Origin of the sequence: Paenibacillus tritici (assembly GCF_018207515.1) — a bacterium.
Taxonomy (GTDB): Bacteria; Bacillota; Bacilli; order Paenibacillales; family Paenibacillaceae; genus Paenibacillus_AQ; species Paenibacillus_AQ tritici.
Genome location: NZ_CP073365.1, coordinates 3761194 through 3787954, shown reverse-complemented (window position 1 = coordinate 3787954; position 26761 = coordinate 3761194). Strand labels below are relative to the sequence as shown.

Sequence of the window (26761 nt, the reverse complement as noted above, 5' to 3'; positions counted from 1 at the left end):
TATATTGATCTTAAGCTTGATTAAGTTGTGCGTCTAATTTATTATTTTCATTAGATTCATTACTAATATTAATATATAAGGAGCCTAATCTGAATGGAGCTTACACAATTGGAGTACTTCCTGACGGTAGCCCGGCTCGAACATATGACCTCTGCTTCCAAGGCGCTGCGCATCACTCAGCCTGCTCTGAGCCATGCGATTTCCAAGCTGGAAAGTGAGCTGGGCGTTCCTTTATTCGAGCGGAAGGGCCGTAACGTCCAGTTGAACCGCTATGGGGTTATGTTCAGTTCATGGGTCGAAGAAGCGCTGCGGAATATCGGTAACGGTGTACGGGAGATCGGGGAATGGTCGAATGCCGAGAGCGGGATCATTCATATTTCGTATCTGAATATTCTTGGTGTGGACCTGATCCCTTCGCTCATCAGGGATTATCAGGCAGATCACCCCAAGGTCCGGTTTGACCTGTATCAGGGGAATCACGGGGATATAGATGAAGCGCTGGAGAACGGCACCTCCGATATGCTGATTACCTCCAGAGAGACTACGACAGAGGATAATGAATGGATGATGATCCGCAGAATGCCGATTTATATCGTGGTCTCCAGCAGCCACCGGTTCGCCTCCCGCACCAGTCTGAGTCTGTTCGAGCTGTCGGGTGAGCCGTTTGTCGGGCTGAAGACGAACTGCGGGCTGAAGAACACCATTACCTCCCTCTTCCAAAATACAAATTTCGAGCTGGCCTCCACCTATTATGCAGAAGACCTGATTACTGTAGCCGGCTTCATCAAAGCCGGGCTGGGCGTCTCCGTGCTGCCGCAGACGCTGGGCCTGATGCTGGACGGCCTGGTCTGGATTCCGATTGAGGAAGAAGGCTGGGAATGGGAGGTCGGGATAAAATGGCGCCGGAGCCACTATCTGTCCCCTGCCTCCCGCCGCTTCCTGGATTATATTCAGCAGACTGCACTGGAGCCTGTGCGAGGTTAGCACAGGCTCCAGTGCAGTCAAGATAACAAAAAGGAGCAGCTCTCCACTAAGGGGGAACTGCTCCTTTGCTCTTTTATAATGTAACAGCCGTCCGCTTCCTTACAGGGCCCCAACCACTGGATGGGGAACATAATGCTCCTCCAGGGAGGCCACTTCTTCAGAAGTCAGCTGAATGGAGAGTGCACCTGCTGCGTCCGTGAGATGGGATATCTTCGTTGCACCAATAATCGGAGCGGTTACCGGCTGCTTCTGCAGCAGCCAGGCCAGAGCGATCTGGGCACGCGGAACACCGCGCCGCTCAGCAATAGCGGCAACCTGCTCAGCAATCAGACGGTCGGTGGCTGCTGTAGCGTCATATTTGGACTTCTGGATCTGGTCCGTCTCAGAACGCGAAGTGGATTCCGCATAGTCGCGGGTCAGCCTTCCGGAAGCCAGCGGACTGTAGGGAATAACTGCGATTCCCTCCTCCTTGCACAGCGGCAGCATCTCACGCTCTTCTTCACGGTAGATCAGATTCAAATGATTCTGCATTGAGACAAACCGCGTCCAGCCTCTGGTCTCGGCAACATACAGCGCCTTCTGGAACTGCCAGGCATACATAGCGGAAGCTCCGATATACCTGGCCTTGCCGGATTTCACCACATCATGCAAGGCTTCCATCGTCTCTTCGATGGGAGTAGTATAATCCCAGCGGTGAATCTGGTACAGATCGACATAATCGGTTCCCAGACGTTTAAGGCTTTTATCAATCTCGCTCATAATTGCCTTGCGGGATAAGCCCCCGCCGTTCGGACCGGGCTGCATCTGTCCATGAACCTTAGTAGCCAGGACAATCTCATCCCGGTTCGCGTAATCCTTCAACGCCCGGCCCACGTATTCTTCGCTTGTCCCCATGGAATAAATATTAGCCGTATCAAAAAAGTTGATCCCGAGCTCCAGCGCTTCCTTAATAATAGGCCGGCTCTGCTCTTCATCCAGTACCCAGGAATGCACCCACTGCTTAGCATCCCCAAAGCCCATACAGCCAAGACACAGCCGCGATACGTCAAGTCCTGTATGTCCCAGTTTCACATATTCCATTGATCGTTCCCCGCTTTCTTGTAGTGATTTTCAATCCAAATCATACTGCTTGGTGGCGATGTTCGCGCAGAATTCCCGGTCATGCTCTACAAACAGGATCGTCGGCGTGTATTCCAGCAGCAGCTCCTCAATCTGCATCCGGGAGATGACATCAATGAAGTTAAGCGGCTCGTCCCAGATATGCAGATGCACCTTCTCGCTGAGGCTTGCGGCAATCAGCACCTTCTTCTTCTGCCCGCCGCTAAGCGTGGACATCTCCTTCTCCAGCTGAAGCCGCGAGAAGTCAAGCTTCCGCAGAATCGACTTGAACAGGCTCTCGTCTATCCCCCGCTCTCTGGCATATTCGCTCAGGCTTCCCTTGAGCTGCGAAGTATCCTGGGTTACATAAGAGATTGCCAGCTGGCTGTCCTTGATGAAGACACCTGTATAGTTCATGCTCTCCCCGCAGATCAGCTTGAGGATACTGGACTTCCCGGAGCCGTTGCTCCCGGATAAGGCAATCCGGTCTCCCTGTTCGATGGTTAAGCTCACGCTGGAGCATACGGCCTTGCCCCCATAACGTATCGAGACCTCCTCCAGCTCCACCAGCCGCTCTTTATGATAGGGAAGCTGTGAGATCTTCAGACTGTCTGAGCTTTCCAGGTTCCGCAGCAGCTTCGATTTCTCGGCGATGGCGGTTTCCTGCCGCTGCTGGATCGACTTGGAACGTTTCATCATTTTGGCGGCTTTATGGCCGACATAGCCTTTATCCAGCTTGGAGCCGGAATTCCGCGTACCATTCTTGGATTTCTCGACTTCATGTGCCCAGCCGCCTGTCCTTTTGGACGAGTCCGACAAGCGCTTAATGTCCTTCCGCAGCTTCTCGTCCTCCGCCAGCTCGAACTGATCCTGTCTGGACTTGTTCTCCCACCAGCTGCTGAAGTTCCCTTTCTGGATCTCAATATTGGTCTTGTTGATCGACAGAATGTGGTCTACACAGTTATCCAGAAAAGCCCGGTCATGCGATACCAGAATATAACCGCGCTTGGTGCTGAGGTAGTCGCTGACCAGCTTACGCCCCTTCACATCCAGATGGTTGGTCGGTTCATCAATCAGCAGGAACTGGTTCTCCTTCACAAACAGGGCGGCCAGCAGCACCTTCGTCTGCTCCCCGTTCGACAGGGATTGGAACGGCCGGTACAGCACATCCTCTGCTACCCGCAGCAGGGACAACTCGCGCATTAATTTCCAGTGCTCCATCTCCGGGTCTATCTCATGGATGACATCCAGGGTCTGGCCCGCAGGATCAGCAACCGCATACGGGAAATATTCAAAGCTAACCTGTGCCGATATCGTTCCGCTATATTCATATTTGCCGAGCAGCAGGTTCAGGAAGGTGGTTTTGCCCCGGCCGTTGCGGCCCGTGAAGCCCAGCTTCCAATCGGTATCGAGCTGAAAATTCACCTGCTCAAATATATTATCGTAAGTGCCCTCATAGGCAAACGTAAGATTGCTTACATTGATCAATGACATACAATATCCTCCTGTACCAAATAATAAAAGCTGCAAGAAGGGGATCTTCTTACAGCTCAAATAAATACAGCAAATTCAGCCCCGGACAGACTTGCACCCGGAGAGACCTGAATAAGGATATTTGGATTGAGTGAAAAGATGCAGACCCTTCTTGCATATAAACCATAAAACGCGCGCCACAAATAACGCTCTTTTATTGTTCACATTACGCAAGAAATTTCCGCACGATACTCTTCAACTCCAATCGCTTTAGTTACCAGCATTTTAACATGAGTCTTCCCGGATATCAACTTCGGGTTAGATCATTCCATGCTTGCGGAAGCAGTTATACAGTCCGTCGTCCTCGATATTGTCTGTGATCTCATCGGCAATGAATTTGAGCGGCTCCCTGGCGTTGCCCATGGCCACCCCCACCTGCACATATTCCAGCATCTCCATATCATTAAGTCCATCCCCGATGGCCATGCTGTGTTCACGGGGAATATTCAAATGGTTCAGTACATCAGCAATGGCCGAGGCCTTATGGATACCCGGCATCATCAGCTCCCCGCTATGCTCACCGAAGATAGGGATGGAGCACTGAATCGCCGTGAACCGGTCCTGCAATTCCTCCTGGATCTGGTGAAAGGGCAGGCTGCTCTCCAGAAAACAAATTTTGTTAACGTCATCTAAATATAATTCTTCGTCTCCATAAGTGAGCGTAGCGATATAAGGATGCTGCGGTGACAGCCGCTTTCTCTCCTGCGCCTCAGGATCATTCAGCAGATCGCCATAGATTCTGCGTTCCAGATGGGGCTGCAAATTCCGGCTTCCGTGGAGGGCAGTATTGGACTCCAGAATGAAATCCACCCCGTTGGCGTTGAAGTAATCCACCAGATGCCTGGCATCCTCCGGGGTCACTTTTTTATGGTAGAGCATCTCATTCCCGTTCTCAACATATCCGCCTGCCGCTCCAATCAACCCGTCGAAGCCGATGTCCCAGATGTAATCATAGATTTCGGCCTTGGAGCGGCCTGTGCACAAGTACAGCAAATGCCCGTTCTTCCGTGCCTGCCTGCACGCCTGGATTGCCGATTCCGGGATGATCCCGTTCTCCATGAGAAGCGTTCCGTCAATATCTATGAAGACAATTTTTCTATTATTCTGCTGGTTCATGAATGTCTCTCCCCCTTGGTTATGGTTCCACTGAACTATAAGCTATGAAATGCGTTCCAAGTCAAGGGTTATTATCTGGCCGATTCATCCATTGCAGATCTGTCCACATAAATAGCATTTTCAGCGATCTTTTATGAGTGGAAATTCAGGATAGCTGTAAAATGTACATTTAAAAACAGCAAAAAGGCATACAAAAATCGTATACCTGTAATCTGTACAACTAAATCAGCCCGAAGGGGTGAGAAGCAAGGTACAGTGTAAATTTAATTGTACGAAATACATCTATACTGATCATAGGTTGGGAATGAGACGTTTTAGTTGTACGAAGTGCAGATGAGCCTGCCGTGACCCCCTATGCTACATCAAATCCGCTTCCTGCGCTCCGGTAATAACCGTAACAATACTTGTACGAAGCTGGTCGGCGTTCTTGGCCTGATACGGATCGGCTGCGTAGATTACGGCATCGGCTATATAGCCTTCGGCAATCTGCCCCAGCTCATGTCCGCTTCCGAGAATCGCGGCGGCGTCCCGGGTAGCTGAGCGCCAGGCTTCCGCCCGGCTCAGGCCGTAATCCAGCAGCGTGTCGAATTCCTGCAGGTTATAGCCATGCAGCGCAGGCGTAGCATAATCCGTGCCGAATCCAAGGCGTACCCCTGCCTGTCTGGCATACCCTATAGCTGTTGCATGGGCATCAGCAGCCCGGGCTGCCCGGTCACAGATGACCGGATTCAGCGCCAGCACTCCCTTGGGATCGGCAGCGATCCGGTAGATGGAAGCCGTCGGCACGTAAGCCACGCCGGACTCGGCCAGTCTTCCGGACTGATCCCGGGTCAGAAACATCCCATGCTCGATGGAATCCACCCCGGCCTGGATGGACCAGTCAATCGTCACACCGCCCCAGGTATGTACCAGGACCTTCTTCTGGTTCGCGCGGGCATGGCGGACGATGAAGCCGAATTCTGCTTCGGAGAAGTTCGGCTCCGTTACCTTCTCGGTGGGTGCGCCCAAGCCGCCGGTGGCCATGATTTTGACCCAGCCTGCTCCGGTAGCGTAGATCTCGTTCAGACGCTGCTCCAGATGCTTAATCCCCTTGGCATCCGCTGTGCCCAGCATGTCACTACTGGTCTGCACGCGCAGCGGCTGCTGATAATACTTCACGATATGCCGGATCGTAGCAGGCAGAATGCCGCCGGCGTCGCGGGCCGTAGTTACGCCAGTCCGCAAGGTAGCGGCAAAAGCTTCCGCCTGCATCCCCTCAATCTCGCGGCTGTCTCTGCGGAGCTGGTCCGCATGGTCGAAATCGGTCCAAGCGAGATGGGTATGCAGATCCAGAATGCCCGGGCTGATCCATAGCTGCTGCCGGGGCGCCTCCGCTTCTCCCTGCTGCGGGACCGCTTCAGCCACCTTCGTGAACCGCCCGTTCGTCAGCTCGATATCGAACCGCTTCCCCTCGATACCTGCAATATGAATTCCGCTATAGGCCTGGAACTGAGGCTGCTTGAGGATCATTCCGCATCACTCCAAACCTGGCGGACGGCCTGCACGGCCTGTCCCGCGTCCTGCTTCAGCAGTCTGGCAAGCGTCTGCACCGCAGATTCAACACTGTCACGGCTGGCATTCGTGCCGAAATGATTGATCCGCAGCAATTGGCCGAACAACTCCCCGTCACCTGGAGCTACGATACCCATAGGCTGCTTGATCAGCAGAAGCTGTTCGTCATTAATCCGTACTGTAGTAGTCAGCGTGGAATAATGTCGGCTGTCCTTCTGCCAAGCTTCCAGCCCCAGCTCCGAGATACCGGCTATGGCAGAAGCGGCTGCCCGTTCATGACGCTTAATCACCTGAGACAGCCCCTCTTCGGCAACAGCTTCCAGGGCTTCAATTAGCGCTCTGGCTTCGAGTACCGGAATATTCGGCGGGACGCGAAGCGGCGCTGTACCATCCGGGGACGGCTTGATATCCAGCAAAGACAGAATGGAATTACGGGGGGCCCGCTCATTCGATTCCAGGAAGGCCCAGCCGCGGGGTGAAATACTGACTGCACTGACCCCGTTGGGTCCGGCGAGCGCTTTTTGTGCACCAATTACGGCAAAGTCCACTTCCCACTCATCTACGTTCAGCGCTTCTCCCCCGACTGCCGAGACCGAATCGGTTACGGTAATCAGGTGATGTCTGCGCGCCAGCTTGAAGATCTCCTCCGCAGGATTAGAGCCGCCTGTAACAACTTCCGCTTGAACGAAGGACAGCGCAACCGGCTGGTAACGTTCAATCGCAGCAGCAACCTCCTCCACTGTAACTACCTGGTCAAAAGAAACCTTCACTTGCGCAACGGTTGCCCCGCCGCGCTCCAGCCACTCTCCAAACAAGCTGCCGTAAGGGCCGGTCACGATGTTCAGAATCGTCCGGCCAGGGGCCGCGATCCCCGCAGCTACCGCCTCAATGCCTATGATCGCCTCACCCGGAATGATCACCGGAGGATGCTGTGTCCCCAAGAGACGGGACAGCTCTTGTGTTAACGTGTCAAGCTCAGATAATGACAACGGTACAAATCCTGTATATTTGCGGTTCATATAGACCTCCTGATGGTATGAATTTTAACGCGGCATCTTCGGAACCGCAGACAACAGCTCACGGCTGTATTCGTGCTTGGGACGAATGAAGAATTCATCCTTGGTATTCACCTCTACCAGCTTCCCCTGACGCATGACGGCAACCGTATCGCTGACGGCATGAATAACCCCCAGATCGTGGGAGATGAACAGCATGGTAAGATGAAGCTCTGTCCGGAGGGTATCGAACAGCTCCAGCACACTCCGCTGCACAGATACATCCAGCGCGCTTGTGGGTTCATCCGCGATCAGCAGGCTGGGCTCCACACTAAGGGCGCGGGCAATCGCAATCCGCTGACGCTGGCCGCCGGAGAATTCATGCGGATATCTGTCCAGTGATCTCGCTTCCAGTTGAACCCGGTCAAGCAGCTCTGTACTTCTGCGCCCGACCTGCGAACGGTCTACAATCCGGTGGAACAGCAGCGCTTCAGCCAGGATCTGCCGGACCGTATGCCGGGGATTCAGCGAGGCATCCGGGTTCTGGAAGATCATCTGGATCTGCTTGTGCTGCTCCTTGCTCCGCTTCTTGCGTAATTCCTCTGAACCGAGCAGGATCTGTCCCTCGTCGGGAGCAATTAATCCGGCGATAACCCGGGCCAGTGTGGACTTCCCTGACCCCGACTCTCCGACCAGTCCCAGTGTAGTATGCTGCTCAAGCTCCAGCCGTATATGATCTAGTGCGGTGAATCCGCCGTAACGTACGGTCACATCCTGCACCTGTAACGCTAATTCCATGAGGGTCTGCCTCCTTCAAGCTCCGGCAGGGGAAGCACCGAGTCGATTAACATCTGTGTATAAGCTTCGGCAGGCTGCCTCAGCAGACGGTGTGTCTCCCCATGCTCTATCATCCGGCCCTGCTTCATGACCACCAGCCGGGAGCACAGATTGGCCGCAATCGCCAGGTTGTGGGTGACGAAGACCATAGCGAAGCCCAGCTCCTGCTGTAAACTTGTTATCGTATCCATAATCTGTTGTTGAACGGTCACATCCAGCGCCGTTGTCGGCTCATCGCAGAGCAGAATGCCCGGCTTGCAGGCTAGCGCCATAGCAATGACCACCCGTTGGCACTGGCCGCCGGAGAGCTGGCCCGGATAACGGTCTTTGGTTCTCAGCGAATCTGGAAGACCCAGCCGTTCGAGCAGCTCCAGGGCAATGCTGCGTGCAGTCTTGCGGCTGGTCTGTTGTCTGTAATATACGACCTCTGTCAGTTGCTTCACTACCGGGCAGAGCGGATCGAGCGCACCTCTGGGGTCCTGGAACACCATGCTGCTGCTCACCTTACTGCGGATCGTCCCGCCAGTCTGCTCCACTCCGCGCGGCAGGAGGCCGAGAATCGCCCGCAGGGTCAGCGATTTGCCGGAACCGGATTCGCCTACAAGACCCAGGCTCTCTCCGCGTTCCAGCGAGAAGCTTATATTATGAACGAGTTTCTCTTGCGACTTGGCGGCGAGTGTCAGCGATTCTACTTCCAGTATGGGCTGTGTAGTCATTATTTTTTCCTCCAGATATCAGCCAGGCCATCTCCCAGAAGAGACAGCGCAATTCCCGTATACACCACCGCGAAGCCCGGAACCGCCGACAGCCACCAGGCTGTGGTAATGAACGGTTGTCCATCGGAGATCATCGTCCCCCAGTCCGGTGTCGGAGGAGCAATCCCGATCCCCAGATAACCCAGCGTAACAATGGCTACCAGGAGGCCGATCATATCCGTCATCAGCACAACAACGGCTTGCGGCAATACATTAGGCAGGAGATGGCGCAGAATAATGCGGATACCGGGCAGACCCAGCGTCTGGGCAGATGCGATCCACTCCTGCTTGCGGAAGGAAGCGCTGAGACCTCTGACCACACGGGCGAATACAATCCAGCCTACAAGGATGAAGGTGATGTATATCCCCCGCTCCCCGGCACCGCTGGCGAAGGCCACGATGATGACGATCAGATAGAAGGGGAAGGCAATGAAAGTGTCTGTGATCAGCGAAATGATTCTATCGGTCCATTTGCCGTAATATCCTGAGATCATTCCCAGCATGACTCCCGTGCAGAACGGGATGATCTCGGCCAGAATCATGATCGTCAGATCGGTACGGGCGGCATAGAGCAGTCTGGTGAACAAATCCCGGCCAAGCTGGTCGGTTCCAAGCCAGTGGGCAGAGGATGGCGGCTGCAGGAATGCGCTCAGATTCTGCTCCGACGGCTGGTAAGGACTTAAGTAAGGAATGAACAGGGCCAGCAGAATAAGGATGGCGAACATGATGATCCCGATCAGCAGCGAGGGGGTCTTCCCTATCCGTCTGAGTGTGCTTCGCGTCTTCCCCGATTCCGGCAACGATGGATCTAAATGGGTAGTAGTATTCATTGGTTCCCCTTCGTTCTGGGATCGAGCCACCCGGAGATTATTTCAATCAGAAGACTGATGATCACGACAGCCAGTGCACAATAGAGCGCGATCCCCTGGATCACCGGGAAATCCCGGTTCGAGATGGAGGTGAACAGCAGACTGCCGATACCCTTGATGCCGAAGACCTGTTCCACCACGAGCGTTCCCCCGATCAGATAAGAGATATTCACTCCGAGCAGCATCAGCGTCGGCAGTGCCGAATTCCGCAGGACATGCTTGAACAGGATCACCCTGGAGGGGATTCCTGCGGCTCTTAGTGTGACGACAAATTCGGATTCCAGCACCTCCAGCATCTGCGCACGCAGCGAGCGGACCAGCGTAGGAATCTGTGAAAAAGCAATCGTTACCGCCGGCAGCACCAGACTATGGAGCGTGCCCAGCCCCCCTTTGCTAATCCCGCCGACCGGGAACCAGCCGAGCCGAACACTGAAGAGCAGAATGAAAAGAATGCCAACCCAGAAGACCGGCATCCCGAGAGTAATGGCAGGAATAATACGGATCAGGTGATCCAGCAGCTTATCCTTGTGGGTGGCTGCAACCGTTGCCAGCAGGAGGGCGGTAACAATCGCCAAGACTGAGGCGATCCCAATTAGCAGCAGGGTGACGGGTGCGCGCTCTACAATCAGCTCACGCGACGATGTGCCCACAATAATCGAGTTGCCGGTATCTCCCTGAGTGAACAGCATCTTGCCAAACCGGATGAATTGCTCCCATAACGAGAGATCCAGCCCCAGCGTGTGATGCATGTTCTTCAAGGCTTCAGGCGTACTGTATTCTCCGAGGATCATTTTGGCAGGATCACCAGGTACGATTCGGATCAGAAAAAAAACGGCCGTCATTACGCAGAGGATAACAATTAAGGCTCTTACAAGGGCGAGGATCAGCCACTTGTAAGAACCGTTGTGTCCAGCTGCACCCGTTAGGGTCCGCTTGGAGTTCATCATTTGAGGGTGCGGACATCTTCCAGACGGAGGCTGCCGTTAGGCAGAACAACAAGTCCGTCTACAGAAGAACGGGCGCCGATCAGAATATCCGGGTAGTAGAGCGGAAGGTAAGGCACTTCATCCGCCAGTGTCTGCAGCAGCTTGGAATAGATCCCGGCCCGCTCTTCACCGTCGGCTGTCTTCTGGCCTTCATATAACAGCTTCGTTACCTCCGCATTCGTGTAATGTGTCCAGTACGATTTGCTGAAGCCTTCCGGATCGGTCTGGAACGCCAGAATCGAGTTCGCTTCCGGGGAGTCCGCCTGGCCGCTGTTCAGCATCGCTGCGAAATCATAAGCGAAGAAGCGTTCGCGGAAGGTGGCCAGCTCAATGGATTCAATCTCAATCTTGATTCCAATCGCCTGTCCGGCGGCCTGGATGATCTGGGCCTCCTGCGCTCTGGTACTGTTGCCGGAAGCGATTAGCAGCTTGGTGGAGAATCCGTTAGGAAAAGCGGATTTGGCCAGCTCTGCCTTGGCTGCCGCCGGATCAAAGTTCAGCGCCTTAAGGGTATCATTGGCGTTGTACGGGATCGTTGGCGGGAGCAAGGAATTCGCGGTCTGCGCGTACCCGAAGGTTAAAGCTTTGGTCAGACCGTCACGGTCCAGCGCCAATGCCAGTGCCCGGCGGACATGCACATCGGAGAAGTGCTTATCCAGGGTGTTGAAGAACAACTGCTCAGTAACCCAGCTGCCGTTCGTGACTACCGTGGTATCTGTACCATCCTTAATCTCCCCCGCATTCTGCAGGGACAAGGCTTCAACCGCATCCACTGCGCCAGCCTTAAGCTGGTTAATGGCCTGGCTGTCATCCTGGATCAGCTTATATACGAGCTTGTCGATATAAGGCTTGCCTTCCTTCCAGTAATTCGTATTCTTGGTGAAGGTAACATCGCCCGCCGGGTCCCATGCTTCAATCACGAAGGGGCCGGTACCCACCGGTTTCTTGAAGAATTCCTCTTCAGACACTCCGCCGAAGTTATTCGGAAGGATGCCGTTAGAGAAGTTCGACAGCTCCGAGATGAACGGGGTGTAGGGTTCTTTTAGCGTAATTACGAGTGTCTTCTCGTCCTTTGCCTTAAGGGTATCCACCTTGGCGGAGATGGCCAGCGGACCACCTACTGTCAGATGACGCTGTAGAGAGAACACTGCATCTTCTGCTGTGACCGGCGTACCGTTCGAGAATTTCAACCCGTCACGCAGCACGAAGGTGTACGTTAACCCGTCTTCGCTGATCGTATGGGACTGGGCAAGCTGATCTGTAATTTCACCCTTGCTGTCAAAAGCAACCAGCGATTCAAACACTTTATCAATCGCAAATGCGTTATTCGACGTAATCTGGTTATGCAGATCAAACGAGGTCACCGAAGCCGGGCGGCCATAGACAAACGTGCCTCCAGACGCTGGCTCTGCCGTGCTTGCACTTTCTGTTGCGGCTGGGCTCGCACTTGCTTGAACGCCCTTACTCGAATCCGTATTATTAGCAGACCCGGAGCAGCCGGCAAGCAGCATAACGAACAATACTGCGAGTGTGCTCAGCCCTGCTGTTTTTCTCTTAGAAGCATTTAACTTAATCACGTGTGATCCACCCTTCCTATAAATCATATATGTTTAGTATGGATTGTATTATGGATCAGACCTCTTCTTCTGTCAAACAAAAGTTGATCCGGGACGCAGAATGGAAACTAAATGTTCCAGCACAGGAAATGTATTCGTAATCATCCGCCGGTTACCGCTGTCTGAAGGCTATAGTCACCAAGCTCAATATCCGGCTCTCTGCCAAGCGCCAGCTTCGCTAACTGTGAACCGATGAACGGACCCATGGTGAGTCCCGAGGCCCCCAGTCCGTTAGCGGCCAGAACACCCTTCCATCCGGGGACAGCCCCGATGACCGGAAGGAAGCCGGGAGTGAACGGGCGGAAGCCGACCCTTACTTCACCAAAAATACTGTCCGCCAGTCCAGGCGCCACTTCCAGCCCCTTGCTCAGGATCTCCTGCATCCCGCCTGCCGTCACACTGGTATTATATCCTGCGATATCATTCTCATGAGTAGCTCCGATCACTATTTGCTGACGGGCAAATGCGAGCAGATATTGATCACTGGGCGGGATGACTACCGGCCAGTCGTCCGTCTCCTGAGGGTCCGTGATCTGAAGGTGCATGATTTGCCCCTTCTGGAAGCTGACCTTGAAGTCTATCCCGAGCGGCTGGAGCAGCGGGTTCGCCCAGGCACCGGCACATATAATCACTTCGTCCGCCGGATAATAGCTCTCCCCGGCCTTGACCCCGGTGACCCGGCCCGGTTCAAATTCAAGCGCGGCATCCCCATTAATCATGACCGCCCCTTGCTGCTGTGCGGATTGCAGTAAGGCATCACGCAAGGCCCGGCCGTCTACCCTGGCAGCACCGCTGATATGAACCGCAGCATAATTCCCGGCAAGCAGCGGGAACCGTTCCTGGGTCTCTGCTGCGGTAAGCCTCGTAATGACTCCGATCTCCGGCGCATCCGGCAGCCGCAGCCGCGCCCGTTCTTCAATCTTGTCGAGCTTGCCCTCATCCGTGTGAATACTTAGCGCACCTACCCGGGCATACCCTGTATGGGTTATGCCTGCCTGGTTAAGTTCGTCGATCAGCCCGGGATAGAAGCGCGCACCGGCCTTCGCCAGCCGGTACCAGGCCTGATTGCGCCGCTGGGACAGCCAGGGGCAGATAATGCCTGCCGCCGCATCCGTAGCTTGTCCAGGATCTTTACGGTCCATAATAAGCACCTCTGCCCCCATCTTGGTAAGCTGGTAGGCTGTGGACGCCCCGAGTATGCCTGCGCCGATTACGATAACTTTCTTCATATGTACAGCCCTTTCGTTAGTGGTTGGAATAGTTGGAATGGCATAAAACCGCATTTATTCAGCTTACCACAGGTTGTTCGTTATATGTAGAAGCGGAATGTTCTTTTGAAACGGCGGCATCCAGCAAGGAAGTGTACAAACGTATCTTAATTTGCCCGATTCCGTGGGATGACCGGAAGCAAGTGGAAGAAGTACAATTAATATAGTTAGTTTTAGCTACTTTGGGCTAAGAGGGCTACTGTAAGTGTTGTTTTTCCAACTATTGGCCGGGCAGCGGTCATTCGGTCCTTAGCAAGTGTATAAAATCCAACTAATGCGTCTGCCTCTGACGTCTCCTCTTCTTCCTCTTCTTCCTCTTCTCCCCTGCTTCCCTTGTCTACTCTGGCTTGCTCCCCCCGCCGTTCCCCGCGGCACAAACTCAAAAACCCCCGGAACATCAGTCCGGGGGATACGCTATAATGCCGCTACAAACACTACAAATTCAGCTCCCTGATCTGTTCCGCAAGCTTAGGGAACACCCGAAGGGCATTGTTATAGAAGACATCCTCCAAGTGAGCCTCGGGGATGAGATGCTTCACGAAGCCGATATAGGCATCCAGCGGAACCAGCGGCCAGTCGGTGCCGAACACCAGCCGGTCGTATTTCTCGGCGAACACGATGGCCCGGCGGAAATGATCGGTATAGGTCTGCTCAGTCAGCAGCCGGTCCACCTTGGCCTGATCACCGACAATCCAGCCGGACAAGTCGGTGTACAGATTCGGATTCTTCTCCAGAAGCGCCGCGGTGTCCATGACCCAGGGATCGCCCAGATGGCAGAGCATGAAGGTAAGCTCCCGGTGCTTCAGGAAGGTCTCCTCCATCGACAGCGGGTGGGAATACTTCAGCAGCCCCTGGTCAGCATAAGTCAGTCCGCCATGGATGACAACCGGCAGGCCGTAAGCCGCAGCCAGCCTGTAGACCGGATCATAGATCTCATCGCCCACATTGAAGTGGTAGTACCCGGCGTACAGCTTGATTCCAACGACATCGTCCCGCTGCAGGGATTGCTCCAGCGCTTCAAGCTGTCCCTCCAGATGAAGCGTGAGCGGGTTAATGCCCACACAGGTGAACAGGTTGGCCGGAAGGGTCTCACTTAGATCAAGCAGCATAGGATTAAGCGCATCGGCATCCGGGAATGCACCGGCCACCGTCTCGGTCACTCCCATCCCCACACCGGCAATAACGCCGCTGCGGCGGAACTCCTCCAGCAGTCCTGTACCGGTATAGTCAATATGCGCCAGGGTTTCTGCAGTCTCGTGGAAGGCAGCAATATTGGAATAATGCACATGTGCGTCAATGATTCTCATAGTAGCTTCCTTTCTCTCACTCACTTCCCGAACCGGATAGTCCGCAGATCAGCGTATGCCTGCTCCGGTGCCTGAAGATCCGAGATCAGATAGAATTGGGGCTTGCTGAACTGTTCTTTGCTGTCCTGCAGATATAGACGCTCCTCCGTATTGGATAATACGACATCCGCACTGACCATCAGAGACGGCGAGGACTGCTTGGATGCTGTAACTAAGGTCAGTCGCTGCTGACGCTCCGTGGAGCCCAACTGCAGAAGCCCGTTTGTGCTTCTATCCCCTGTTTGAACTCTGCCGGCCTTATAGACAAGCTCTTCACCGCTGCTGCGCTTGATGTACCCTCTGCTCTTAGCTATCTCAGAGGCGGCACGGTACAAGGTTGAGGTCTCCAGCTTCAGTGGGTATAACGTTCTGCCTGTATTCTGTTCAACATGTACTGTGGAGACAAGTATAGGGACGCCTGGCAGCAGCATGAAATATTGATGCAGGACAAGACCTTTGTAGTTATCGTTCTTCCCGATGGTCACGCTAATCCGTATACCCGACCAGCGGTTCCCCTTATTGTCTGTCAGTTCAGCGAAATCAGCGGTACGCGGCTCCTCCATGAAGCTGCGCAGAGCGATTCCCTCTACACCAGCCATGATTCCGCCCACCCAAGGATTCCACCAGGATTTGGCGACAGGCTGCGGAAAAGAGGAATCCAGCCATTCCTGTCCCTGATGTGTGAGTGAGAACAAGCCCGGAGCGAAGTCAGGGCTTGCCTGTATCCGCATCAACCCATTGTCCACGGCCAGAACCTGTGACTGGCCCACTTCCAGTCTCTCCTGCCGGACAGGCTCTTCCGAGACCGGTAGGATCAGATAGGATTGATCCAGCACATAACTGTCCATATCCAGGTGCAGGGTAAGCACATCCACAGCAGTACTGGATGAACGGGTCAGTGGCAGACTGATCCCGCCGAGCTTCTGCTCCTCTTGCACCGTAAGCCCGGTTGCCTCAATACTGCCCGTTCTGGAAGAAATACTGATCTCACCGGCTAAATAACTCTTTTTCTGCTCCTGAAGGGTAAGCTGGCCATGCCCGCTGATGAACGGGTTCCCATGATTCAGACTTACTTCAAGCTGCTGACCGGTATTCAGGTCTTCTTCATTGCCGCGTTGCAGTGCGTAAGCCCGGAAGTCCTGCCAATGGTCCCAGGTTCCCAGCGCGATCCGCAGGGGACTTGTCTCCTGCTGGCCTCTAGCCGGAAGCCGGCCGAGGGAATGCTCAACGGCGTGCAGCCATGACTCCTGGATAAGCTCCAATTCTGCCGGCCAGCTTATTCCCCTGGAGCGTTCACCATCCGCTGCAAACATCCAGTTCTCATGGAAATTCCGTACATCCCAGTAATCTGAATCGGACGCTTCGGCCCCCAGGCTCAAATCCAGATACTTGCCGTTATAAGGGATTACCCCTCCGTGAAGGCTGAACTGGAAGCTGTCCTTCAGGATCAGCTCCTCCTCTTGATCGGTATCCAGCTGGTTATGAATCCGGAAATGCCGGGAGCAGATGCCGTTGCCGTGCAATTTCACTACCATCGTCAGCAGCAGGCCTTCCCGGATACTGACTCCATAGCTGGCTTCAAGCACTATGGCTTCTTGCTCCCTGTAATGCTTCACATCCAGTGCAGCGAGCTTCTTGAACTCATTCGTGTAGGGTAAGCCCAGTTTGGGATAAGGCAGGCCTAGAATATACTCGCGTCCCTCCAAGAAAGCCAGGAATTGGCTGGTTTTGTTCAGCACCGCCGAATATCGGCCGTTGCTGATGATGTAGTCCTTATCGGTCTGGCCGCCGAAGGCAGCTTCAGCCCCAGGGAAGACCAGACTAAGCTCCTGCTCCAGGATGACTGAATCCAGCCCCTCTTGCGCATGACGAACATTCACTGTATGATTCCATATCCCATAAGCAAGCAGCCGGGCCTTCACAGTGACTGTTCTCCGCCCTTTGGCCGGGACTTCGAGGGTAAGCGATTCCTGCCCAAAGGCAAGGATGGCATCCTCCGGCAGCTCAAAAGCGAACACAGCGTCCTTGCTGTACGCATTCTCCACCGTTACATCCAGCTCCACCTCTTCACCGGCGAAGACGGCTCTGTCCGGTACCTGAAACTTGACCTTAACCGGGAACTTGGGTTTGATCCCCAGCTTGAATACGGCAGGCAGGCCGTTAATGAGCAGTTCTGCCTCTACTACAGGATGAGTCTGGTAGAGATCCTGCTCCTCCTTCACCGGATGCACGAAGAAGCTGCCTTCCACCCGCGCCTCGGATTCAACATCCCGCACTTCATTCAGCTCAAAGCGGATTTGTTCGTTACTCTTACCGGCAATCGCCAGTGATAAGGGCTTCCCGCTTTTATTCACAGCTTCATAGATCACAGGGTATTCCGCTCCAAACGGCAGCTCATGCTGAGCAGGGATGGTTGCCTGTATCCGGTAGTCCTCCGTCTCAATCAGGCGCAGGCCGCGGCCGGTCCGCTCATATTCCATTCGTAGAGCTAACCCGTCTTTGACCCATTCATATGTAAAATAGTCAAACCCGCCTTCCCCATGGCCGTCAGGCTGAACAATGATTTCACGGATGCTGTCGTTATACCAGTCGATCTGCCCGAAATAAGATTTCACGGCTCCCGTCTGGAGCACGGAAGGAATGAAGTTCATCAGATGGGTGGTATCATCCCGGTTCTCCCAGAAGAACCCGCTTTTCTTGTACGTCGGAACCGCTTTGACATTACCGGGCCAGGTGTACAGATCCAGTCTCGGCCAGCCCAGCCGGATCGTCTCTTCGACCGCACGACGTACCAGCCGCTTGCCTACCTTGCGTCCATGGTAATCCGGCCTCACATTCAGCAGCGGAATATAGAGCGCTCCGGTATCCTCTTTATAGTGGGAGAAGCTGCAATATCCGATGACCTCTGAGCCGCTTACCGCCAGGAACAACTTGAGCATAGGGCTGTTCTCATGCTCCCGCAGCACGCTCTCCTCTGTCCGGTACGACCCGTCTCCGCCCCAGCTCTCAGAGCTTCGGTTCCACATCTCGGCAATGGATGCAGCGTGCTTGGCTGGTACGTATTCTTCAATGATAATTTCCTGTGAATCCGGCATTACGGTAATACCTCCTCGAATCGCTGTAATTCCTAGCAGCATAGAATGAATACTATTTGCAGTATATATCAGATCATTCAACGACTGTAAGATCCTGTTTGATTATAAAAGAATATTACTTATGCCCCTATCATACCCCGGCAACTCTGCTGTGTGCAAAACTAGGCGAAAGAGATCCTTGATCCGATCAGATAGCCGATCGAGACAAACAGCAGGGACCAGATAAACGCACTGGCAACAGTAACAAGTAGATACTTCTTGAAGGACATGGCGCTGATGCCGGAGATATAGCTGGTAGCGTGCCGTATTCCGGGAACGAAATAAGCGATGAACAGGGTCCAGTTCCCGAACCGGAAAAACCAGCGTTTGACACTGGCGAACCTTTTGGGCGTCAGCCCGACCCATTTCCCGTACCGGTCCACAACGGGTTGTCCCACTCGGAGACCGATGGTATAGCTGATCAGCATACCTGTAATTGATCCTATGAAGCATACCAGGACCGAAAGCGAGAAATCCAGCACCATGGTGGAGGATAGATAGCCAACGAACAGCGTCAGCAGCTCATCGGGTACGGGAAGTCCGAGAAGCCCCAGCGCCAGGAGGGCAAAGATAGCTATATAACCGTATTGTGAGATCATCTCGATGATCCATGGCATGAAGAATCACTTCCTGTTAACGAATTTTTTGAACGACGGGAACGGGACACGGCTTATCATCAGTATGGACAACAATCCCATAATTAAGATGACGATTTCCGGCTTCAGCCGCTCATCCACTAATGCAATCATCGAGAGAATCACGCCCGCAGCCGTAATGGGCATCCCCACGAATTTCTTTGAGGGTGCCGTTATATTGAATCTGGCCAGGCGCAAAGCCCCGCAAATCAGGAAGGCAACGGCAGCCACAGGTCCAAGCCATTGCACATTCTCCAGCCGGTATAACAAAATAAGAAAGACGGGGGCAATGCCAAAAGAAATAATATCAGCCAAAGAGTCCAGCTGTTTACCGAAATCACTGGTACAATGCAGCATCCGGGCGAGTAATCCGTCCATGACATCACATATCGCTGCCAGCAGAATCATAAATAAGGCAAGATGATAACGTTCTTGAATGGTGAAAAGCAGGGAAATTGATCCGAAGCCCAGGTTCCCCAGTGTGCACATTGAAGGCAGCCATTTCCAATTCATGCTGTTTCACTCCTTTCCTGACAAGTTGTAATGGGGCGTCAGCCTTCAAAGGTAACACTAAAACAGACGCCGTCCGAGGTGTTCATCACTGCATACCGGCAGCCGTGCATATCTAAGATCTGCTTCGCAATGGACAGCCCGAGTCCGGTCCCTCCCGTCAGACGGCTGCGTGAAGCTTCAATCCGGTAGAACCGCTCCCAGATATGCACCAGCTGATCTTCAGGGATACGTTCCCCTTTATTGTGTATAGTGAACAAGAGGTTCTTAGCCTGACTCTCCAAAGTAACCGTAATCGTAGTGCCTTCTTCCGCATGTCTGATCGCATTGGTCAGCAGATTGCTGAGTACCTGTTCAATCCATGTCGCATCCGCATACACAGGCAATTCGTTCGCAGGAATAATGACCACATCGAGCTGCTTGTTCTGGAGGGAATGGACGAGCTTATCCGTAACCTTCTCTGTCATTTCACTCAGCATGAACGAGGTTCTGCGCAGCTTGATCGTTCCTGACTCCAGTCTGGCCAGATCCAGCATATCTTTGACCAGGAACTCCATCTTATCGGCTTCTTCAATAATCACCTTGATGTAATGATCCTGCTTGCCGGCGCTCACCCCGTCCTCCAGCCCTTCGGCGAAGCCCTTGATAATGCTAAGCGGGGTCTTCAATTCGTGAGAGGCGCTGGCGAAAAAGTCCTGCTGCATCTGCTCCATCTTCTTCTTCTGCTCCATATCTTCAACGAGCTGCTGATTCGCTTCTCTAAGCTCGCCCAGCGCAGCGTCCAGGCTCTGGGACAAGGTGAACATGCTTTTGGACAGGCTGCCCAGCTCATCCTTTTGACGAATCGAAGAATGGCCTGTGAAGTCCAGCGACACCATCCGTTTGGCGGTATTATTGAGCTTGATTAACGGGCGGGTAACCATCTTGGAATAGAAGAGCGACAGGACCAGAATCAGAACAAATCCTCCGAGCCCTAAGTATAAAAAGAACCAGCGCAGCGCCTCATTGGAATCCTTCACATCCTGCAGGGAGGTAACCGAGAACAACAGCTCAATCTCTCCGCTCTTCTGCTGTACCGGCAGGATCATCACAGAATTACGGATGCCGCTCCAGGGAGCCGTCCACTCCTCTTTGTACAGGTTCAGATTCCTCAGCTTCTCAAGCTGATCCGGGCTTAGCGGGAACCAGTCCTCCACGGCCTCGAACATAATGCCCTGACGCGGATTCCATATTTTCAGATCCGGCAGGACCAGCTCTGTAATTGTCCCGGAGATGGTGGTGATTCCCTCCACCTCTTCTTCGCCTACCGGCGGTTCACCTTGTTTGGTAATGGTAATCGGGTAGAACAGATTCCCGAGCTCACTCTCGTCCTTGACATGCTCGCCGTGGATCGTCACCTGATCATTTTCTTTCAGATGAGCGGCTCTCAGCGGATCGCCATACTGGTTCATGAACAGGGACATGGGAATGAGCTGCGTATTCCCCTGTTCATCCAGCAGCTTCATCCGGAACGGATCTTCCGATTTCATCCGGCCATCCAGCTTCAGGATGACCATCTGTGTCTTGTTGCGCAGCATGAACCGCACCAGCTCACGGGAAGTCCGGGTTCTGCCCCAGCCCTCTTTGGTATAACTTGTCCCGAAGCTCTTGAGATGTCTCTCCACCCGGGTCTCCTTCTGATTCTGGTAAAAGCGGTCAAACAGCAGGAACTGGCTGAGGATCACCATTCCGTAGAACAAGACGAAAAAGATTACGGTCATCACAAACAGCTTGAAGGTAATTCCCCATCTTTTCATTCTTCGTCCTCGAACCGGTACCCTGTTCCGATCACCGTACGGATATAGCGGGATTCATATCCCAGCTTGCTGCGCAATTTCTTGATATGGCTGTCCACGACACGGGAGTCCCCCTCGAATTCAATTCCCCAGACCCGGCTGAGGATGGTATCCCGGGAAATAACATTTCCCTTGTTGCGGATCAGCAGCCATAAGAGGTCATATTCCTTCGGCGTAAGCTCAACATCTGCGCCTTCCACTTCGAGGCGGTGCGCCATCGGATTGAAGATCGCCGAGCCGAATCTCACCACCCCGGATTCAGGCAGATGTCTTCCTTCCACCCGTTTCATAATGGCCGCAGCCCGCGCTACGAGCACCTTGGGGCTAAACGGCTTGGTGACATAATCATCTGCACCTAATTCAAAGCCATGTATTTTGTCGTCATCGGCGGATTTGGCCGTCAGGAGGATAATCGGGGTCGCAGATTTCTTGCGGATTTCCCGGCATACCTCGAATCCATCCATTTTGGGCATCATAATATCCAGAATCATCAGATCCGGCAGCAGCGAATCGAACCAGAGCATCGCGTCCTGTCCATTCTCTGCTTCGCGCACCTCCCAGCCGTCCTGGATGAAATAATCAGATACGAGCTCACGGATACGCAGCTCATCTTCGACAAGCAGCAACTTTTTCTTCAATATACTCCCTGCTTTCAACCCGTTTATACCTCTCAGCATAGTCGAGTGTTATGTCCTTTATGTGCCCTGGTGTAAATTTAGCTGGTAATCGGGTAGAGAATGTGTTCTGAAAACCATGCTGGAGTATGCGAAATGTTAGAGCTTGGGTGGACGCTGCGCAAACGGAACGTTGTTACAATCGCTTTTCTACAATCATTCCGCCCGCTCCGCTGTTTGAGTGTAAGTAGCCTCACTGAATACAAATGTTGTACTTTTTGCAGGAACTCCATCAGTTTGAGCTCAGATAATGCACATTGTTGTACTTTTTGCAGGAATTTGGTGAGATTCACGGCTGAAGAACACACATTGTTGTAATTAGTGCAGGAATTCTATCAGCGCGGTGTTGGATAATGCGCATTGTTGTATTCCGTGCAGGAATTCCATCTGTGTGGTGCTGGAAACTATGCATTGTTGCACTTTGTAACCAGTATGAGTATCGGATGTAAGCTATACTGTGATCGGCACAATTCCTAATAGCGGCTGAAGCAAAAATGCAAAACAGCGATTCTCTATTAACCGGAGGATCGCTGTTTTGCTGTCATTCATTTCGTCTATGATACAATACTTCGGTGTCCTGGTTACCCTGCTTCACCAGCTTGCTTGAACTGGCTGTTGTACAGCTCAGAATAGACACCTTCCAGGGCAAGGAGCTGCGCGTGACTGCCCTGCTCGGCGATCTGTCCGCCCTGGATCACCAGAATCCGGTCCGCATCCTGAATGGTGCTGAGCCGGTGGGCGATCACGAAGCTGGTGCGGCCCTTCATCAACGTCCGCATGGCCTGCTGAATATGCATTTCTGTCCGGGTATCCACGCTGCTGGTGGCCTCGTCCAGGATGAGGATGGCCGGATCGGCCAGAATGGCACGGGCAATCGTCAACAGCTGGCGCTGGCCGTGGCTGAGCGTTGTCCCGTCGGTGCCCAGCAGCGTATCGTACCCCTGCGGCATTCTGGCAATGAAGCCGCTGACGTTGGCGAGGCTTGCCGCCTCTTCCACCTCTTGGTCCGTGGCCTCCAGGCGGCCGAAGCGGATGTTCTCACGGATGGTTCCCGAGAAGACATGTGCGTCCTGGAGTACCATCCCGAGCTGGCGGCGCAGCTCATTTTTATTGAGCTCCCGGATATCTCTTCCGTCGATCAGCAGCTCACCGCCGTTCACTTCATAGAAGCGGGTCAGCAGGTTGACGATAGTCGTCTTCCCGGCCCCGGTCGGACCGACCAGGGCGATGGTCTCGCCAGGCTGTGCAGTGAAGCTTACACCGTTCAGAATGGGTGCACCCGGCTGATAACCGAATACCACATCCCTGGCAATCACTTCCCCGCGTATCCGGGCCAGCTCCTGAGGCTGTTCACCGCTGTACTCTGAAGGCATATCCATCACTTCAAATACCCGTTCCGCACCGGCAATGGCCGATTGGATCAGATTATACTGGTTCGCAAGGTCGGAGATCGGCCGTCCGAACTGCTTGGCATAGTTCAGCATGCTGACGATGACCCCCACTGTAACCAGCTCATGGAAGGCCATCAATCCGCCGATTCCGGCAATCAGTGCGAAGTTCAGGTTGTTGATCAGGTTCATCACCGGACCTACCAGGCCGGATACAATCTGCGCCTTAATGCTGGCTTGATTCAGTTCGCCGCTTATGCCGCGGAATCTGGTGACCTCCGCTGCTTCCCGGCGGTATTGCTTGATCACCTTCTGGCCGCTGACCGCTTCTTCAATGAAGCCGTTAAGCTCACCCAGATGCTGCTGCTGGTTCTTGAAGTAGATCCGGCTTAAGCCGGTAATCCGGCGGCTTGCCAGCACGACCAGGGGGATCGTTGCCAGGGCAACACCTGTCAGCGGAACATTCAGCATCAACATAATGACCAGAGAACCGCTAAGCGTAATCAGACTGTTCAGCAGCTGGGTCACACTCTGATTGAGCGAGTTAGACACGTTATCAATATCATTGGTGGCGCGGCTCATCAGCTCACCGTTGGCATGGGTGTCGAAGAAGCTGACCGGCAGCTCCTGATATTTGGCGAACAGATCCCGCCGCAGCTCATACACCGTCCGTTGGGACACGGAGGTCATGACATAAGCCTGCACCCACGAGACTGCGCTGCCCAGGAGATAAATGCCGCCCAGCAGGAGACAGAACCGGACGAGCAGCCAGTAATCCCGCGGAAGAATCGCAGTATCTATAGCTTGTCCGAGCAGATAGGGACCGATCAGCGCAAGAACAGCATTCAGAATGGTGAATACATAGACCATAATGAGACCCGCCCGTTGACGGTTCAGATAGGACCAGATGCGTGTAATTGTTGCCTTGCTATTCTTCGCGCGTACCTTGGGGACAACACCAGCACGGCCGGGAGGTCCGCTGCCTAACCCGCCAGGCCCGCCGGGAGCCTGTTCTTGCTTAGGTTGACTGGACATACGGCGCCTCCTCTTCCCTGAGCTGCGAATGGCGGATATCCCGGTAAATCTCGCTGTCTGCCATTAACTCTGTATGGGTACCCTGGGCAGCGATCCTGCCGTTCTCCAGGATGACAATCCGGTCGGCATCAATGATGGATGACACACGCTGGGCAATCATAACCACGGTACAGTCCTGAAGCTCCGTCTTCAGCAGCGTGCGAATTCTTGCTTCGGTAACCGCATCTAGTGCACTGGTGCTGTCGTCCAGGATCAGAATCGCCGGCTTGATCAGCAGCGCACGGGCAATAGACAGACGCTGCTTCTGTCCGCCTGACAGATTGACACCCCGCTGACCCAGCAGAGTGTCATAGCCTTGCGGCAGCGCGCGGATAAAGGCATCGGCTTCAGCGGAAATCGCCGCCTGCTCCACCTCTGCATCCGTTGCTTCCGGACGGCCGTAGCGGATATTGTCCCTGATACTGCCGCTGAACAGCAGCGACTGCTGCATCACGAAGCCAATCCGGCTGCGCAGATGATCTATGCTAATCTCCCGGATGTCTGTCCCGTCAATGACAACAGCGCCCGATAATACCTCGTAGAACCTTGGGATCAGACTGACCAGGGTAGACTTGCCTGCACCTGTGGCCCCCAGAATAGCAACCGTTTCTCCAGGACTTGCTACGAAGCTGATATCCTCCAGCACCAGATTCTCATCGGCACGGTCATACGCGAAGGAGACATTCTTGAATTCAATCCGCCCGAGTGTAATAGCTTCACGATTCGCCGCAGGCCCTTCAATGATTTCACTTGAGGCAGCAAACACTTCATTCACGCGGTCTCCTGACACCTTAGCCCGTGATACGAAAGCAAGCATCGTACTCAGCATCATCATGGACATGAGCAATTGGGTAACGTAGTTAATGAAAGCAATCAGTTCACCAACGGGAAGCGTGCCGCCCCAGTTCTGCAGCCCGCCGAACCAGAGTACGGCAATGATGCTGGCGTTCAGAATCAGCATCATTAACGGCATATTCAGCGCCATCAGGCGGATCGCCCGGATGCCGGTATCGGTATAGCCGGTATTGGCGGTATCGAACCGCTTCTGCTCATGGTCTGCGCGTACGAAGGCTTTGATCACGCGGATACCGGAGAGATTCTCCTGCAGCACATTGCTTACTCCGTCCAGCTTCTCCTGCATTCGTGCGAACAGCGGAAAAGAAAGCCGGATCAGCACATACAGCAGGACGAACAGCAGCGGCACCGCTGCCAGCAGGATCATCGCCAGGGACGGGCTGATCATGACCGCCATCACCAGACTGCCGACCAGCAGCAGCGGGGACCGCACGAAGCTGCGCAGGATCATCTGCACGAAGGTCTGGAGCTGCACGACATCGTTCGTCAGCCGGGTGATCAGTGACCCTGTCTTCAGCCGGTCCAGATTGCGGTTCGAGAAGCTCTGAACATGTTCAAACAGCTTGATCCGCAGATCATTGCCGAAATTCTGTGAAGCGATGCTCGCACATACCGCACAGCCCACACCTCCGGCCATGCCGATAATAGCAATTCCAACCATAATTCCGCCTGTGGTGAGGATATGCGATACATCATTTTTCATCAGGCCTTCATCCACGATGCTGGCCATAAGTGCAGGCTGCAGCAGGTCCATCACGACTTCAAGTACCATTAACAGCGGGGCGAGCACGCTCCAGAGGAGGTACGGCTTCATGAACCCTCTGAGCTTCCACATTCCGTTCACCTTCATCTCATCAAGGGTAAAATTTAAGGTAAATAGCTGATCTTATCAGTGATTGGCGTTCTCTCCTTGGCCGCAGGAATCTCCTGGGGATAACCAACGGCGAGCACAGCGATTACATCCTGCTCTCCGGGAATGCCCAGCACCTCATGGCCCCGGGCCGTACCGCCTAAGGACGACCAGAACACACCTGCTCCTGCCTCATGGGCCGCCAGCATGAAATTCTGGATATAACAGGACACCGCCATGATGTTCTCTTCGCGCTCCACTACACTAGCTGCAGGCTTGGATACAACTCCAATCAGTACGGGCGCGCCGCCGAAATCTGTTTTGTGGTTCAATGCAGCCCGGGTCTCGGGTCCAATGAACAGCAGCTCCCAGGGCTCATTCATCCGGTGGTTGGGGGCATAGCTGGCAGCTTCCAGCCAGGTATTCAGATCATTCTCCGGGATGGGGTCTGGCTTGAAGGCCTTAATTGTTCTTCGGGTCTGGATCGTCTCAAGGGTTGTCATGGTCGGGTATCGCTCCTTCAATAGTAAGTTCTTGTTCAGCCAGCACTTCACGCAGCTCGAAGGCCTGAATGAATTCCTGGATAATCCCGTCTGTTGCCTTAAGCTCACCGCTGATTATCTGCCTGATCTCTTGGAATTCCGGCTGGTTCAGCTGCTGCAGCAACGTCGAACGTTTGACATACAGCCGTTCCAGAAAAGCAAGCGCCCGGCCGCGGCGGAAGGTCTGGGCGCTGCGGAAGCCCCGCTTGCCCTCTTCATGGAAAGGGTGACCCGTCTCTCTCGCCCCCCTATGTCCTCCAGGCTCATGTTTGCCTTCGTGCATAGTGAATCACTCCTTAGATGTATACAA

At 53.9% G+C, this 26761-nt stretch carries 22 protein-coding genes; 1 reads left to right on the top strand and 21 read right to left on the bottom strand.

The features are described from left to right. Positions 1 to 93 precede the first annotated feature (93 nt). Positions 94 to 984: a LysR family transcriptional regulator gene (locus KDC22_RS16195; protein ID WP_211723804.1), complete on the top strand. Its 891-nt coding sequence runs from the start codon at positions 94 to 96 to the stop codon at positions 982 to 984. A 99-nt stretch (positions 985 to 1083) separates the two neighbouring features. On the opposite strand, the gene KDC22_RS16190 is transcribed toward KDC22_RS16195, so the two are convergent. From KDC22_RS16190 to KDC22_RS16090, 21 genes are all read right to left on the bottom strand, one after another. Continuing rightward, entirely contained in the window at positions 1084 to 2064 is a 981-nt protein-coding gene (locus tag KDC22_RS16190; protein WP_211723803.1) for an aldo/keto reductase, read from the bottom strand. Between the two features lie 30 nt (positions 2065 to 2094). Continuing rightward, positions 2095 to 3576: an Lsa family ABC-F type ribosomal protection protein gene (locus tag KDC22_RS16185; protein ID WP_211723802.1), complete on the bottom strand. Its 1482-nt coding sequence runs from the start codon at positions 3574 to 3576 to the stop codon at positions 2095 to 2097. Between the two features lie 297 nt (positions 3577 to 3873). After that, complete coding sequence (locus tag KDC22_RS16180) at positions 3874 to 4731, bottom strand: HAD family hydrolase (protein WP_211723801.1); 858 nt, start codon at positions 4729 to 4731, stop codon at positions 3874 to 3876. A 357-nt stretch (positions 4732 to 5088) separates the two neighbouring features. Further along, positions 5089 to 6240 carry an amidohydrolase family protein gene (locus KDC22_RS16175; RefSeq protein ID WP_211723800.1) on the bottom strand — a complete coding sequence of 384 codons (1152 nt, stop codon included), beginning with the start codon at positions 6238 to 6240 and terminating at the stop codon, positions 5089 to 5091. Next, positions 6237 to 7301, bottom strand: a complete 1065-nt coding sequence (locus tag KDC22_RS16170) for a pyridoxal-phosphate-dependent aminotransferase family protein (protein WP_211723799.1) — start codon at positions 7299 to 7301, stop codon at positions 6237 to 6239. The genes KDC22_RS16175 and KDC22_RS16170 overlap by 4 nt, the downstream gene beginning before the upstream one ends. Before the next feature lie 24 nt (positions 7302 to 7325). Beyond that, positions 7326 to 8075, bottom strand: coding sequence for an ABC transporter ATP-binding protein (locus KDC22_RS16165; protein ID WP_211723798.1), 750 nt, complete (start codon positions 8073 to 8075; stop codon positions 7326 to 7328). Next, positions 8066 to 8830: an ABC transporter ATP-binding protein gene (locus tag KDC22_RS16160; protein WP_211723797.1), complete on the bottom strand. Its 765-nt coding sequence runs from the start codon at positions 8828 to 8830 to the stop codon at positions 8066 to 8068. The genes KDC22_RS16165 and KDC22_RS16160 overlap by 10 nt, the downstream gene beginning before the upstream one ends. Beyond that, a complete protein-coding gene (locus KDC22_RS16155; protein ID WP_211723796.1) occupies positions 8830 to 9699 on the bottom strand; it encodes an ABC transporter permease in 870 nt (289 codons plus the stop codon). Before KDC22_RS16155 ends, KDC22_RS16160 begins: the two co-directional genes overlap by 1 nt. Then, complete coding sequence (locus KDC22_RS16150) at positions 9696 to 10685, bottom strand: ABC transporter permease (RefSeq protein ID WP_246553611.1); 990 nt, start codon at positions 10683 to 10685, stop codon at positions 9696 to 9698. Before KDC22_RS16150 ends, KDC22_RS16155 begins: the two co-directional genes overlap by 4 nt. Beyond that, positions 10682 to 12301 (bottom strand): ABC transporter substrate-binding protein, encoded by a 1620-nt coding sequence (locus KDC22_RS16145; RefSeq protein ID WP_211723795.1) that lies wholly within the window; start codon positions 12299 to 12301, stop codon positions 10682 to 10684. The genes KDC22_RS16150 and KDC22_RS16145 overlap by 4 nt, the downstream gene beginning before the upstream one ends. A gap of 140 nt (positions 12302 to 12441) precedes the next feature. Beyond that, the gene (locus KDC22_RS16140; RefSeq protein ID WP_211723794.1) at positions 12442 to 13569 is read right to left on the bottom strand and encodes an NAD(P)/FAD-dependent oxidoreductase; all 1128 of its coding nucleotides are present in this window, start codon (positions 13567 to 13569) and stop codon (positions 12442 to 12444) included. Positions 13570 to 14042: 473 nt separating this feature from the next. Next, on the bottom strand, positions 14043 to 14915 hold the full coding sequence (locus KDC22_RS16135; RefSeq protein WP_211723793.1) for an amidohydrolase family protein: 873 nt from the start codon (positions 14913 to 14915) through the stop codon (positions 14043 to 14045). A 20-nt stretch (positions 14916 to 14935) separates the two neighbouring features. Further along, on the bottom strand, positions 14936 to 18049 hold the full coding sequence (locus KDC22_RS16130) for a GNAT family N-acetyltransferase (protein WP_211723792.1): 3114 nt from the start codon (positions 18047 to 18049) through the stop codon (positions 14936 to 14938). Between the two features lie 161 nt (positions 18050 to 18210). Beyond that, positions 18211 to 18705 carry a DedA family protein gene (locus KDC22_RS16125; RefSeq protein WP_173127342.1) on the bottom strand — a complete coding sequence of 165 codons (495 nt, stop codon included), beginning with the start codon at positions 18703 to 18705 and terminating at the stop codon, positions 18211 to 18213. A 6-nt stretch (positions 18706 to 18711) separates the two neighbouring features. Continuing rightward, positions 18712 to 19236, bottom strand: a complete 525-nt coding sequence (gene pssA / locus KDC22_RS16120; protein ID WP_211723791.1) for a CDP-diacylglycerol--serine O-phosphatidyltransferase — start codon at positions 19234 to 19236, stop codon at positions 18712 to 18714. Between the two features lie 38 nt (positions 19237 to 19274). Further along, a complete protein-coding gene (locus tag KDC22_RS16115; RefSeq protein ID WP_211723790.1) occupies positions 19275 to 21029 on the bottom strand; it encodes a sensor histidine kinase in 1755 nt (584 codons plus the stop codon). Then, positions 21026 to 21706: a response regulator transcription factor gene (locus KDC22_RS16110; protein ID WP_211723789.1), complete on the bottom strand. Its 681-nt coding sequence runs from the start codon at positions 21704 to 21706 to the stop codon at positions 21026 to 21028. The genes KDC22_RS16115 and KDC22_RS16110 overlap by 4 nt, the downstream gene beginning before the upstream one ends. 617 nt (positions 21707 to 22323) lie before the next feature. After that, positions 22324 to 24165 carry an ABC transporter ATP-binding protein gene (locus KDC22_RS16105; RefSeq protein WP_211723788.1) on the bottom strand — a complete coding sequence of 614 codons (1842 nt, stop codon included), beginning with the start codon at positions 24163 to 24165 and terminating at the stop codon, positions 22324 to 22326. Continuing rightward, positions 24149 to 25894, bottom strand: coding sequence for an ABC transporter ATP-binding protein (locus KDC22_RS16100; protein WP_211723787.1), 1746 nt, complete (start codon positions 25892 to 25894; stop codon positions 24149 to 24151). The genes KDC22_RS16105 and KDC22_RS16100 overlap by 17 nt, the downstream gene beginning before the upstream one ends. Positions 25895 to 25926: 32 nt before the next feature. Continuing rightward, complete coding sequence (locus KDC22_RS16095) at positions 25927 to 26412, bottom strand: nitroreductase family protein (protein ID WP_211723786.1); 486 nt, start codon at positions 26410 to 26412, stop codon at positions 25927 to 25929. Next, the gene (locus tag KDC22_RS16090) at positions 26399 to 26734 is read right to left on the bottom strand and encodes a hypothetical protein (protein ID WP_211723785.1); all 336 of its coding nucleotides are present in this window, start codon (positions 26732 to 26734) and stop codon (positions 26399 to 26401) included. Before KDC22_RS16090 ends, KDC22_RS16095 begins: the two co-directional genes overlap by 14 nt. Positions 26735 to 26761: the final 27 nt, after the last annotated feature.

What these genes read in the sequence shown, in the direction of transcription:
- KDC22_RS16115 (WP_211723790.1), bottom strand. Translation starts at nt 21,029, where the DNA reads ATGAAAAGATGGGGAATTACCTTCAAGCTGTTTGTGATGACCGTAATC.
- pssA (WP_211723791.1), bottom strand. Translation starts at nt 19,236, where the DNA reads ATGAATTGGAAATGGCTGCCTTCAATGTGCACACTGGGGAACCTGGGC.
- KDC22_RS16155 (WP_211723796.1), bottom strand. Translation starts at nt 9,699, where the DNA reads ATGAATACTACTACCCATTTAGATCCATCGTTGCCGGAATCGGGGAAG.
- KDC22_RS16135 (WP_211723793.1), bottom strand. Translation starts at nt 14,915, where the DNA reads ATGAGAATCATTGACGCACATGTGCATTATTCCAATATTGCTGCCTTC.
- KDC22_RS16125 (WP_173127342.1), bottom strand. Translation starts at nt 18,705, where the DNA reads ATGCCATGGATCATCGAGATGATCTCACAATACGGTTATATAGCTATC.
- KDC22_RS16100 (WP_211723787.1), bottom strand. Translation starts at nt 25,894, where the DNA reads ATGTGGAAGCTCAGAGGGTTCATGAAGCCGTACCTCCTCTGGAGCGTG.
- KDC22_RS16095 (WP_211723786.1), bottom strand. Translation starts at nt 26,412, where the DNA reads ATGACAACCCTTGAGACGATCCAGACCCGAAGAACAATTAAGGCCTTC.
- KDC22_RS16190 (WP_211723803.1), bottom strand. Translation starts at nt 2,064, where the DNA reads ATGGAATATGTGAAACTGGGACATACAGGACTTGACGTATCGCGGCTG.
- KDC22_RS16185 (WP_211723802.1), bottom strand. Translation starts at nt 3,576, where the DNA reads ATGTCATTGATCAATGTAAGCAATCTTACGTTTGCCTATGAGGGCACT.
- KDC22_RS16170 (WP_211723799.1), bottom strand. Translation starts at nt 7,301, where the DNA reads ATGAACCGCAAATATACAGGATTTGTACCGTTGTCATTATCTGAGCTT.
- KDC22_RS16150 (WP_246553611.1), bottom strand. Translation starts at nt 10,685, where the DNA reads ATGATGAACTCCAAGCGGACCCTAACGGGTGCAGCTGGACACAACGGT.
- KDC22_RS16195 (WP_211723804.1), top strand. Translation starts at nt 94, where the DNA reads ATGGAGCTTACACAATTGGAGTACTTCCTGACGGTAGCCCGGCTCGAA.
- KDC22_RS16090 (WP_211723785.1), bottom strand. Translation starts at nt 26,734, where the DNA reads ATGCACGAAGGCAAACATGAGCCTGGAGGACATAGGGGGGCGAGAGAG.
- KDC22_RS16140 (WP_211723794.1), bottom strand. Translation starts at nt 13,569, where the DNA reads ATGAAGAAAGTTATCGTAATCGGCGCAGGCATACTCGGGGCGTCCACA.
- KDC22_RS16105 (WP_211723788.1), bottom strand. Translation starts at nt 24,165, where the DNA reads ATGTCCAGTCAACCTAAGCAAGAACAGGCTCCCGGCGGGCCTGGCGGG.
- KDC22_RS16175 (WP_211723800.1), bottom strand. Translation starts at nt 6,240, where the DNA reads ATGATCCTCAAGCAGCCTCAGTTCCAGGCCTATAGCGGAATTCATATT.
- KDC22_RS16160 (WP_211723797.1), bottom strand. Translation starts at nt 8,830, where the DNA reads ATGACTACACAGCCCATACTGGAAGTAGAATCGCTGACACTCGCCGCC.
- KDC22_RS16165 (WP_211723798.1), bottom strand. Translation starts at nt 8,075, where the DNA reads ATGGAATTAGCGTTACAGGTGCAGGATGTGACCGTACGTTACGGCGGA.
- KDC22_RS16180 (WP_211723801.1), bottom strand. Translation starts at nt 4,731, where the DNA reads ATGAACCAGCAGAATAATAGAAAAATTGTCTTCATAGATATTGACGGA.
- KDC22_RS16130 (WP_211723792.1), bottom strand. Translation starts at nt 18,049, where the DNA reads ATGCCGGATTCACAGGAAATTATCATTGAAGAATACGTACCAGCCAAG.